This window comes from Polaribacter sp. (genome assembly GCF_965660385.1).
GTDB lineage: Bacteria > Bacteroidota > Bacteroidia > Flavobacteriales > Flavobacteriaceae > Polaribacter.
In genome coordinates this window covers 4,679-17,119 of sequence record NZ_CBFHZT010000056.1, presented here as the reverse complement: position 1 = coordinate 17,119, position 12,441 = coordinate 4,679, and the positions used below count along the sequence as shown (strand labels likewise).

The 12,441-nt window shown below is 30.0% G+C and carries 11 protein-coding genes; all 11 read right to left on the bottom strand.

Annotated elements, in window-relative coordinates; all coding sequences use genetic code 11:
• Positions 1–752, bottom strand: a 752-nt coding sequence (locus tag ACTG3V_RS13240; RefSeq protein WP_439132646.1) for a YifB family Mg chelatase-like AAA ATPase, incomplete at its 3' end; no start/stop codon positions are given.
• 49 nt (positions 753–801) lie between these two features.
• Complete coding sequence (locus ACTG3V_RS13235; protein WP_439132645.1) at positions 802–3,381, bottom strand: phosphoenolpyruvate carboxylase; 2,580 nt, start codon at positions 3,379–3,381, stop codon at positions 802–804.
• A 157-nt stretch (positions 3,382–3,538) separates the two neighbouring features.
• The gene (locus ACTG3V_RS13230) at positions 3,539–3,925 is read right to left on the bottom strand and encodes a hypothetical protein (RefSeq protein ID WP_439132644.1); all 387 of its coding nucleotides are present in this window, start codon (positions 3,923–3,925) and stop codon (positions 3,539–3,541) included.
• 35 nt (positions 3,926–3,960) lie between these two features.
• Complete coding sequence (locus tag ACTG3V_RS13225; protein WP_439132643.1) at positions 3,961–5,922, bottom strand: protein-disulfide reductase DsbD family protein; 1,962 nt, start codon at positions 5,920–5,922, stop codon at positions 3,961–3,963.
• Positions 5,923–5,946: 24 nt separating this feature from the next.
• Positions 5,947–7,326 (bottom strand): TlpA family protein disulfide reductase, encoded by a 1,380-nt coding sequence (locus ACTG3V_RS13220; RefSeq protein ID WP_439132642.1) that lies wholly within the window; start codon positions 7,324–7,326, stop codon positions 5,947–5,949.
• Between the two features lie 49 nt (positions 7,327–7,375).
• Complete coding sequence (gene tilS / locus ACTG3V_RS13215) at positions 7,376–8,704, bottom strand: tRNA lysidine(34) synthetase TilS (protein ID WP_439132641.1); 1,329 nt, start codon at positions 8,702–8,704, stop codon at positions 7,376–7,378.
• Between the two features lie 22 nt (positions 8,705–8,726).
• Complete coding sequence (locus ACTG3V_RS13210; RefSeq protein WP_439132640.1) at positions 8,727–9,548, bottom strand: alpha/beta hydrolase; 822 nt, start codon at positions 9,546–9,548, stop codon at positions 8,727–8,729.
• A complete protein-coding gene (locus ACTG3V_RS13205; protein ID WP_439132639.1) occupies positions 9,538–9,783 on the bottom strand; it encodes a hypothetical protein in 246 nt (81 codons plus the stop codon). Before ACTG3V_RS13205 ends, ACTG3V_RS13210 begins: the two co-directional genes overlap by 11 nt.
• A gap of 84 nt (positions 9,784–9,867) precedes the next feature.
• Positions 9,868–10,053 (bottom strand): hypothetical protein, encoded by a 186-nt coding sequence (locus tag ACTG3V_RS13200; RefSeq protein ID WP_439132638.1) that lies wholly within the window; start codon positions 10,051–10,053, stop codon positions 9,868–9,870.
• A gap of 66 nt (positions 10,054–10,119) precedes the next feature.
• The gene (locus tag ACTG3V_RS13195; RefSeq protein ID WP_439132637.1) at positions 10,120–11,421 is read right to left on the bottom strand and encodes an anthranilate synthase component I family protein; all 1,302 of its coding nucleotides are present in this window, start codon (positions 11,419–11,421) and stop codon (positions 10,120–10,122) included.
• Positions 11,422–11,486: 65 nt separating this feature from the next.
• Positions 11,487–12,441, bottom strand: a 955-nt coding sequence (locus ACTG3V_RS13190; RefSeq protein ID WP_439132636.1) for a dihydrolipoyl dehydrogenase family protein, incomplete at its 5' end; no start/stop codon positions are given.

The window sequence follows — 12,441 nt, the reverse complement described above, 5'->3', positions numbered from 1 at the left end:
TTTGTGGTTTCTAAAGCTTCTTTTAAAGTTAATGCTGGTAGTATGCTTGGCAATCGTTTGGCTAACATGGTTTTCCCAGAACCAGGAGGACCGATTAAAATAATATTATGACCACCAGCTGCTGCAATTTCCATACAGCGTTTTATGGATTCTTGTCCTTTTACATCAGAAAAATCAAATTCGGGAAAATCGATATTTTTATAAAATTCTGCTCTTGTATCTACAATGGTTGGTTTAATTTTAGCATCACCATTAAAATGATTGATTACCTCTAAAATATTAACTGCACCTAAAACTTCTAAGTTGTCTACAATAGCAGCTTCTTTTGCGTTTTCTTTAGGAAGAATAAAGTGTTTAAAACCTTCTTCTCTGGCTTTTATTGCCATTGGTAAAACACCTTTTATAGGTTGCAAACTTCCATCTAAAGAAAGCTCACCCATAATTAGGTAATCCTTAATTGCATCCGACTTAATTTGATTTGAGGCTGCCAAAATCCCGATGGCTAAGGTTAAATCATAAGCAGCACCTTCTTTTCTGATGTCTGCAGGAGCCATATTGATAATAATTTTTTTACCAGGAAGTTTGTAAGAATTATTATTTAATGCTGCAGAGATTCTGTAAGAACTTTCGCTCACAGCTTTATCTGGTAAACCTACTAAGTGGTAACCAATACCTTTATCTATATTTACCTCAACAGTAATTGTGGTGGCCTCAATACCAAAAACGGCAGATCCAAAAACTTTTACTAGCATAATTTTTTCTTTAAAAATAGATAAAAAAAGAATGCTAGTAAAATTTTATTTAAGCAGAGTTTCTACTCGCATTAATATTACCAAATAAAGAACGCATTACCATTTTTTCGTACATTTCAATTTCACTAGCATCTGCACCTTCTTTTTGTAAATCTTGTACTTTTTTTAATGCATATTGCTGAATGGTTAATAATGGTAAAACTATTTTTTCTCTAATTTCTATAGATGCTTTTCCTACAGGTTGGTTTTCCATCAACTCTTTATGACCTGCAAGTTTTAATAACAAACGTTTCGTTGTTTGATATTCTTGGTTAATAAGTTTCCAAAACTCTCCATAAAAAGGATCATCAGCCATATAAGCAGTTAAACCAAAGAACGATTTTGTTAAACTCATCATACTATTCTCTAATAATGTTTTAAAGAAATCTGAAGCATTGTAAAAATCGACTATTTCATCAAATCTACCTGCATCTTCATATTTTTTTAGAGCTGTACCTACACCATAAAAACCAGGTACATTTTGCTTTAATTGACTCCAACTACCTACAAAAGGTATGGCTCTTAATTGAGAAAAATCTAAAGTATCTGAATTAGAACGTTTACTAGGTCTACTACCTATATTTGTTTTAGCATAGTATTTTAAGGTACTCATTTTTTCTAAATACGGTAAAAAACAAGGATGATTTTTAAAATCTACATATGCTTGGTAACTTGTAGTTGCTAAATCTTCAATCAAATCTCTATGTTTATCGTTAATTTGATCTTTTGTAAAAACCTCATTTTTAATACCAGAACTTAATAGTTGCTCTAAGTTGTACTGAGAAGAATCTTCTGTACCAAAGTTAGAACTAATAGTTTGTCCTTGAATGGTTAATTGAATTTCTTTATCTTCAATAGTTGGTCCTAAAGAAGAATAAAATTGATGTGTCTTACCTCCTCCTCTTGCAGGTGGTCCTCCACGTCCGTCAAAGAAAATTACTTCGATATCAAATTCTCTTGACACTTTGGTTAATGCTTCTTTTGCCTTAAAAATACCCCAATTTGCCATTAAATATCCACCATCTTTTGTTCCATCCGAAAAACCTAACATGACTGTTTGTTTATTTTTTCTTTTCGATAAATGATATCTGTACGATTTATTTGAGTATAAGGTTCGCATTACACTTTCTGAATTCTCTAAATCATCAACCGTTTCAAAAAGTGGAATAACATCAACAGGAAGTTCGTTTTCAAAACCACATAAATTTAGCATCGCAAAAGTTTGCATCACGTTCAAAGCAGTTTGATTGTTACTAATGATATAACGATTTGCACCACGTTCTCCATTTCTTTGCTGAATGGTTTTTAATGCGTAAATAGATTGTATGGTTTTCTCAGACATTTCATCTGTTAAAATTGTAGGATCTATATTTCCTTTAATTACCGATAACACTTCAATCTGTTCTTCTTCCGACATTCTATGGTAATTTTTAGGGAACGTCGTATCTCCTGAGGCTAATAAATCATCAACAATTTGGGTAAATGCTTTATGGTGTACTCTACTATCTTGTCTAAGATCTAAAGTTGCAAAGTGAAAACCAAAAATTCTAACTTTGTTAATAAAATCATTTAATTCGTCAATAAAAAGTCCTTCGTGTTTTTCTTTTACAATATCTCTAGCAGTTTCTAACTCCTTGAGTAATATTTTTTGAGAAAAGTTTACTTTTGCATAACTTCTTACTACATGTTTGTATAAGCGCTTTTCTACACCTACTAAAATTTCTTGAACACCATCAAAAGTAAAGCGTCTTTTTAAACGTCTTACATCTCTGTAATAACTTCTTAAAATAGATTGACGTAATCTTTCTGCAACATCTAAGGTAATTTGCGTAGTTACAAATGGATTTCCATCTCTATCTCCACCTGGCCAAAAACCAAGATCTATAATTTCATTTTCTATGGGATGACCATCATAAACATGATGCTGAATGTAATTGTATATTTTAGGAACAGATTTATAAAACACATGTTCTAAATACCAAATTAGGCTTACGGCTTCATCAAAAGGTGTTGGTTTGTTTTTTTTATAAAAAGGTGTTTTACCTAATTGAGCTAACAATTTCTTTATCAACAACAAGTCATCATTTTGTATGGCCTTATCTAAATCTGTAATAATACCTAAAACTGTACCTGGATAAAACTGAGTAGGGTGTGCTGTTAAAACAATGCGAACTTTAAAATCTTCTAAATGCTTTTTTAATTCTTCTTTTTTATTTCTTAAAATTGCAGTTTCTTGCGAATTACGAAGGGTACCAAAACCGTCCATATTATTAACAATAGGAAAAGCAGCATCTTCTATAGCATCAAACAAAACAACTTGACGTTCTATATACTGTATAAAGTGAAATAGTAAATCTTTTTTAACATGTTCTTTTGATGAATCTACATATTTTTTAAAAAATTTTTCTACGATTTGAGTTGGATTCTTTCCTTTTTTAAAACCTTTTTCGCAAATTTTATGAAAAAGAGGTAATAAAACCCCTGTATTATTTATTGTATCAAAAGGTAACGTTATAAATATGCTGTTATAAATTTGATATTTAGACAACACATTGTCGTTAAATCTTGTTAATTGTGGTAATGCAGACATATTATTTATATTAGTATTGTAAAACTACAAAAATCAAAAATTAAAGATGCTGTGTTTTTATGAATAATTATTCTAAAAATTACGAAAACCATAGAAATTGAACTTGATTTTCTACAAATGTTTAATTTCTAATAAATCTAGTTGAATTTGTTCTTTTTTATTTGGTTGGTTGCACAGAAAGTGGACTTGGACAATGCAAATTCCAAAGTGTGGGATCATTTTTTAATCGAAATCCTTTTAATAAATTTTCATCTCTGTAAGCAATATAATCATCATAAATAAATGCTGATGGATAATTTCTTAAATTTCTAAATTCTATTGAGAATAAATTCGAATCAAAATCATTCAAATTCGCGTATACAAACTGAAAATCACTTAAATTTAATTTTTTGTTGAGATAAGAAAATGAGTTAGAATTCTTGGAAAAACTAGAAAACGTGTAAATGCTTACAAAGGGTTTTGTTTGTGATTTACTTGAATTTTGAGCATTTAAAGAAGTTACAATTACTAAACTAATTAGCGCAAAAAAGTAAATTGTTTTCATATATATTGCTTTTAAAAAATTCGTTATAAATGTTTCTATTCTTTCTGATGGAATCTATGTAACCCTTTTTGTAACCAATTGTAATACGTATCTCTATCTGTATATTGTTGTGCAGTATTTAAAATCTCTAAATCAGGACTTAATAATACATAATAAGGCTGTGATGCATTTTTAAAATTAACCACTTGAAATGTAGACCATTTATCACCTACAGTTTCTATTTTTTTTAGTTTACCATTGGCTTTTAAAAAGTCGAATTGTTGATTTTCTGGTAACTTTTTTTCATTATCATCAACATATAAAGAAATTAAAATATACTCGTTTTTTAAAGTTTGATAAATATCGAGTTCACTCCAAACATTTTCTTCCATTTTTCTACAATTCACACAAGCCCAACCTGTAAAATCTAATAAAATCGGTTTGTTAACTGCTTTCGCTTTGGCTAAGCCTTCATCAAAATCTTTGTAACAATCTAAACCCAGTGGACAGTTACTTTCTTGCTCGTAAATACTGTAAAATTGAGGTGGAGGAAAACCACTCAATAAACTTAAATTCCAAGTAGGATTTTTCAATACTCCAGGTGCTATATAAATTACAAAAGCAATTACTAAAACCCCAAAGGAGGTTCTAGAAAAAGATAATTTTTTGATAGGAGAGTCGTGTGGAAATTTAATTTTAGCAAATAAATACAAGGCCAAACCAATAAAAACTACAATCCAAACCCCTATAAAAACCTCACGTTTTAGCAAATCCCAATGTGCTACCAAATCTGCATTAGATAAGAACTTAAACGCCAAAGCCAACTCTAAAAATCCTAAAACTACTTTGGTTGTGTTTAGCCAACCTCCGGATTTTGGTAAAGAATTTAACCAATTAGGGAAAAGTGCAAACAGGGCAAATGGCAGTGCTAAAGCTAAACCAAAACCAGACATTCCTGCTGTTAATTGAGATGCTCCACCATCTGAAGTTAAAGAACCTGCTAGCAAAGAACCTAAAATTGGCCCAGTACAAGAAAAAGAAACAATAGCCAATGTTAATGCCATAAAAAAGATACCCACAATGCCGCCAACTGAAGATGCAGAATCCATTTTATTACCCCAAGAACTTGGTAAAGTAATTTCGTAAAAGCCAAAGAAAGAAAAGGCAAAAAAGACTAAAACCACAAAAAAGAAGAGGTTTAACCAAATATTTGTAGAAATGGTATTTAAAATTTCTGTGTCTAAAAAGTGAAAAGGTAGACTTAATAAAATGTAAATGAAAACAATAAAAAATCCATATAAAATCGCGTTAAAAATGCCTTTTTGTTTGTTTTTAGATTGTTTTGTAAAAAAGGAAACTGTTAACGGAATCATTGGGAAAACACAAGGCGTAAGTAATGCTAACAAACCACCAACAAACCCTAAAAAGAAAATACTAAATAAGCCATTAGAAGGCTCTGAGCCTGTATCTGATGAATTTTTTAAAAGAGCTGTGTTTTTTAAATCTAACTTCAATTTTTGGGTTAATTGTTTACTTTTCTCATCAACTGTATTTGAAATTTGAATAGGATTAGCTGTTAAAGAAAGCGTAAAAGGTTCATCAATATTTATACAAGCTGTTTCGCAAACTTGCCCAAAAAAGTTTAACTTTATTCTTGTTACACCTTTGTTAGTTAATTGAATTCTTTGTGTAATAATTGCTTTATCTTTAAATACAATTTCTTCTACTTCCCAAATTTCTGAATACTTTTTAAAGGTATCTTTTTCATCTGCTTTACCCACCAAAATATACCCAGTTTCACCTTCTGGAATTGTAATTTCTAAAGGTAAAGATGCATTTTCGGGGTTGTGCTGTGAGTACAAATACCAGCCTTTAAATAATGTTGCATTAAAAACAACATCATATTCTGTATCTGATATTTTATGCAGAGATGCATCAATTTTAATAGGATTGTTTTCTGTTTGAGAAAAGCCTGTAAATATTGCAAAAAAAGCTGTAATGAAAAGTATTTTTTTCATGAATGAAATTTACTGGTAAATAAATTATAAATTTAGTTCGTTTAACAATTCAGTTAGTTTTTTATTTGATGGTCTTGGTGCGTTTGCATCAATAATATTACCATTAGGATCTAATAAAATAAAACGAGGAATTCCTTTAATCATATAATCTTCAATAAATTGAGATTCCCAAGCATTATCCGCCAACAATTGAATACCACCTAACTCCCTATCTATAATCATTTTTTTCCATTTATCATAGGCTTTTTCTGTGTCTATAGAAACACTTACAAAGGCTATATTTTTATCATGATATTCTTTTTCAACTTTCTTTAGAAAAGGAATTTCTCTAATACAAGGTCCACACCATGTTGCCCAAATATCAAAATAAACATACTTCCCTTTAAGATCATCTAATGACATTTCTCCACCTGCATTGTTTTCATAATTTTCGAATTTTGGTGAAGCGTTTCCTTTAGCTAAAGCCTTTATTTTTTGGTAATCTTTAGCAATTTTCTCATTGTTTTCTTTATTTGTAGAGTTTTCAGAGAAAACTTTATAATATTCTTCTAAATTATTGGTGTAAGTAATTCCATATTTAGCATCATCAAATAATAGTTTGTTTTTTATGATTTCACTTTTATTTGCTGCTATGGTTTTTAAAAAAGCAACGTCATCTGCAATGGAATCTTTATCCACTAAATCTTTAGAATTATCTCTTAATTTTGAGTTTAGTAACGATCGGTAATTTTGAGAAAAGTAGAAATTAGCTTCATTTGATAAATCTAAATTTTCCATTTCTTCTAAAAAGTTTTCACTAACTTTAAAATCTTCTTTTTTGGTATAATAAGGATGATATAAAGGGTAATTGTTTAAATTCATTAAATATTCAAAATAAATATTTTTCGCTTCGTTATTTTTAAAATTAGTAGATATACCTTCTGTATGATTCAATAAATCTTCTTGTGCTTCCTTTATCTTTACCAAATGCGCTTTGAAATCAGCTTCTTCTTTCATAAAAAGCGCTTTAAAATCGCCTCTTTCAGCAGAGGTAACTGCCTTTTTCTTTGATAGGTAATTGTTAATAGTTTTTACATCACCCGTAAAATTTAGTGTTGAGTCCTTACTACTTGCATTATAATTTATAACAACATTTTCACCATTTGGAATATACATATCAGTCATGTTATTACCTTCACGCAAAAAGTAAAAATTAGTTTCATGATAAAAAATGGTATCTTTAAAGGTTCCATCTTCTAACAAAACAATTTCTTTTTTTATACTTGTATCAAACTGATTGTAAACCGTTAGTTTGTCTGAGTTTGCATTTTGAATATTACCCTCAATTATTGAGTAGTTTACTTTTTGTTCTGTTTTACAAGAAACTAAAATGATTAGTGCTAGTAATAGAAGTTTACTTTTCATATTTTGAATGTATTTGGTTGATAGGGTAAATATATAGAATTTAATGAGTTTAGTTTTTTATCACGCTAATTTTTAACATATTTGAGTTGTCTTTAACAAGAAATCGATGATCTTGTCTATGATTTATTACCCATAATATTTCGTTGTTTGAGTTGCAAAGCAACCATGTGTTTTCTTTCTCTAAAAGCGAAAATTTTTCATCCTTAAAAAATTTACTCAACTTCTTTTTTCCTTGCATACCTTTTGGGTAAAAATAATCTCCATTTTCCCATTTCCTAATATTTAAAGGATATTCTAGCAAGTCTTTATCGAGATAAATAGTTTCCTTATTTTCTATACCTAATTGTTTAACTTGTTCAAAAACCAAATGTATCGGCTTTTTTATTTCAGACTCATTTTCTCTAATTTGATAAGATGTTTTTACAGGTGATAAATCCTCTTTTTTAGAAAGTATCAAATAATCCCGATCTTTTAACAAACGATGTGTTTCAGAAAAAACTTGCTTGCCAGATTGTGCCGAAAGTAAATTATAAATGTCATGCCAAGCCGTAAAATTATACGCTTTTAAAAATTGATACAAATACGCTTTTGGATTAGAGAGTTTGTTTACTTTATTGATATTTATTTTTGTCATTTCTAGCGCAGTCGAGAAATCTTTTTCAATTATTATTGATGTTACACTTTCAATTCTATCCTCAATAATTTGTTGACTTTCTTCCAAGTTTTCTAAGGTTTTTTGGAATGACGATAGTAAACTCGGATTGATTTCTTTTAAAACAGGAATTACTTGATGCCGAATTTTATTTCGTGTATATTTAGTTGATGCATTGCTTGCATCTTCTCTCCACGCAATTGCATTTTCTTTAGCAAAATTTAAAATTTCTGTTCTTGAAAATGCCAACAAAGGGCGAACGATATTTCCATTAATTTTTGGTATTCCAGTAAACCCCTCTAAGCCAGAACCTCGAGTTAAATTGATAAGAAAAGTTTCTAAATTATCATCTGCATGATGCGCTGTTACAACATAATCAAAATTGTGTTTTTCAACTAATTCTTGAAACCAAGCGTATCGTAATTCTCTTGCTGCAATTTGTGTTGAAAGTTTGTTTTTCTTGGCAAAAATTTCAGTATCAAAATACACCTTAAAAATCTGATTAGACGTATTTTGAGATAATTTATCTACAAATTCTTCATCTAAATCACTTTCTTTACCTCGCAATTTAAAATTACAATGTGCCAAAGCTATCGAATAATTTAATTGATGAAAAAGATGCAATAAAACAACAGAATCGATGCCACCAGAAATAGCAATTAATAATTTTTTATCCTTTAAAAAAGGAAAATGATTATTAATATGTGTTGTAAATTTTTGAAGCATTTCTGCATCAAAAATACGTAAATTAAAGTTGAGAATTTAACCAGTTTACAACATCTTGTAGCATTTCTTCTTTACACAAATCATTATGTAATTCATGGTAGCCACCTTCATACAATTTTAGTGTTGCTTTTTTAGTGTTTTTGGCAAATTCTTGCGTCCCTTTATAACTGATAATACAGTCTTCTGTACCATGAACCAGTAACATGGGCAAAGCTAATTTAGATGCATTGCTAATTGCCCAATTGCCAGTTTCAATAAATTTAATTGAATAATTTGGACTAATTTTGGTATGAATCAATTTATCATTCATGTACTTTTTCACCTCTGCTTTATCTCTAGAAATAGCTTGAATATCTAATTCATTTCCCATGGTTAAAGAAGGTATAAGATTTTGCAACATTTTACCTACAAAAAGCTTAATTGCTGGTGGTTTAAAAGCCAATTTTAAAAACGGACTTGTTGCTACAAAACCTTGAAGCTGGTCATTTTTTCTAAGCGCATAATTTATAATAACATTACCACCCATTGAATGCCCGTAAAGAAATACAGGTTTGTTAGGAAACACCTCTTTAGCCTTCTCTATAGTTTTTGAGACACTTTCTAAAACGGCCTCAAAACTGGGGTTATGACCTCGTTTTCCACCAGTTTTTCCATGACCAAAATGATCAAAAGCAACAACTGAAAAAGAATTACTTGTTAATTTTTCTGCTACATGCTGGTAACGTGATGAGTGCTCTCCCATACCATGCACCAAAACTACAACTGCTTTAGTTTCTTTAGCTTTCCAGTATTGGCCAAAAAATTCTGTATTGTAAATATTAAAATGAAATGCTTTATTTATCATTTAAATGCGTTTTTAACCAAAGTCTAATTTCTTTTTTTAAAGATTGTTCTGGTTTGGGCAAAGGAATTGTTTTTCCAAACTGCTTACTTCTGTTAAATTTAGAAAATGAAATTTTAAGTTGCTTCCATTCCTCAGGATATTTTTTTAAAAACCCACTAAACATATTTTGTTCGGATTTTTTATCCTTTAAACTCTCAAAAACGATTTTAAATTTTTCTTCTTTGTTTACAATCATCATGTAAATATAGAAAATAAGCTAGTTTACAGCTATATTTCTGTTAGAAAATACTGAAATCTAAAACCTGTTTTTAATAAAAAACTAATTTTGAATGTCTTTATGTACTAAAACATCATTTACAGAAATTGCAATCTGTTTTGCATAAAAAGCAATATTTTCTGCATTCGTTACCACATCATTTTCTTTTTGTACAAGTACAGGACTAATGTTTTTAGCAACATCAATAACAAGTTTTTTAAACTCTTTTTCTGATAGTTTTGTAGTCATGTTTTTATTGCAAGATAGCTCAGCTTCAGCAAAAATTGTTTACCTAAAAATTAAGGAATTGTAAAGTTATTTAGAATGTAAAAGCACATATTTCATTGCTTTTGCTTTTAATAAACACTCTTCATATTCTTTTTCAGGATTCGATTTTGTGGTAATTGCGCCACCAACAGAATAAGAAATATAGTTGGTTTCTGCATTGTATAAAATACTACGAATTACAACATTAAAGTCGAAATTACCATCAGGAGTAAAATAACCAACTGCACCAGAATATAAACCTCGTTTGGTTTCTTCTAAGTTTTCAATAATTTTCATGGCTGCAACTTTTGGAGCTCCAGTCATGCTTCCCATAGGGAAAGTATTTTTTATAACATCAACAGGATGAATGTTTTCTTCAATTTCACAAACTACAGTGGAAATCATTTGATGCACTTGCTTAAATGAATAAACTTTGCACAATTCTTCAACATTTACGGTTCCTTTTTTGGCGGATTTTGACAAATCATTTCTAACCAAATCCACAATCATAACATTTTCTGAACGTTCTTTAAGATCTCTGGCTAAATCTGAGGCAATTTTTTCATCATCAATTTTACTTCGCAAACGTTTTGCTGTGCCTTTTATAGGTTGTGATATTATTTTAGTTCCTTCTTTTCTAAGATATCTTTCTGGTGATGCAGACAAAGCATACTGTGCATCAATCTTTAAAAAAGTTGCAAAAGGTGGCTGAGAAATTGCATTTAAATGCTCATATACTTCTAAAGGATTTATTGTTGCATTTTCTGCATAAAATTCTTGGCAAAAATTAGCTTCATAAATATCGCCTCTTTGAATATGTTCTAAAATTTTAGTTACTTTTTTATAGTATTCATCTTTATGAATTCGTAGTTTTATTTTGATGTTATTTTTAGATTTTTGGATTTCTAGACTTTTAGATTTTTGGATGTTCTCAAAATCACTCTCAATCTCATCATCTACAAGTTTTAAATACTGAAATTCAACCGTATTTTGGTTGATAAAAAATAATTTTTGAGGTTGAAAAAAGTACAAATCAGGAAAATCTAAACCATCAAAATTCTTAGAAGAAAGTTGCTCTACATCATTTTTAACATCATAAGAAATATAGCCAAAAATATAATCTTTTGTAATGGTTTGATATTCTTTTAGCTTCTTAAAAGCGTTGTAATAATCTGTTTTGATTGATGTAAATTCTTCAACAGCTAAAACACCATCAAAACTAGAATATTGCTGGTTATAATTGTTAGAATCTAACCAAATTACAGTTTCAGATTGTTGTGCCCACAAAAACAGTTGTTTTTTGAATTGTTGCACATTTTTAAGCTGAAAAGTTTTCGTTATTCTTTGCATTTGTAAACAAAAAGACCTTTCAGGTTTTTGAAACCTGAAAGGTCTAATCAATATAATTAAAGATTTTAAGCATTTAATGGTTTTCCATCCCAAGCCGCTTTTGCAGCTTCTTTTACAGCCTCAGAATACGTTGGATGTCCATGACAAATTCTTGCCAAATCTTCTGCACTTGCTCTGTATTCCATAGCAACTGCAGCTTCCATAATTAAATCTGCAACTCTGGCACCTACCATGTGTACTCCTAGAATTTCATCTGTATTTTTATCCGCTAAAACTTTCACAAAACCATCTATATCTCCACTGGCTCTAGATCTTCCTAAAGCACGCATTGAAAATTTACCCGATTTATATTCTACTTTAGCATCTTTTAATTCTTGCTCAGTTTTACCAACAGCAGCAGCTTCTGGCCAAGTGTATACAATACCCGGAATTAAATTATAATCAATATGTGGTTTTTGGCCAGCCAAATATTCTGCAACAACCACACCTTCTTCTTCTGCTTTGTGTGCCAACATTGCCCCTTTTACAACATCACCAATAGCATAAATGTTGGCAATATTTGTTTGTAAATGATCGTTTACATCAATTTGCCCTCTTTCGTTTACTTTTATACCCGCTTTTTCTAAGCCTAAACCTTGTGTGTATGGTTTTCTTCCTACAGAAACCAAACAATAATCTCCTGTAAATGTTACTTCTTCGCCTTTTTTATTATTGGCTTTTATTGTAATTTCATCTCTATTTCTTTCTACAGCAGTAACTCCGTGATTTACATGGAATTTCATACCCTGTTTTTTGAATACTTTTTGCAACTCTTTAGAAACATCAGCATCCATACCTGGTGTAATTTTAGGTGCATATTCAATAACGGTTACCTCTGCTCCTAACCTTTTATAAACAGACCCTAACTCTAAACCAATAACACCACCACCAATTACCAATAAATGTTTTGGTACTTCTGGTAATTTTAATGCTTCTGTTGATGTAATAATTCGTTCTTTATCAATTTCGATAAATGGCAAA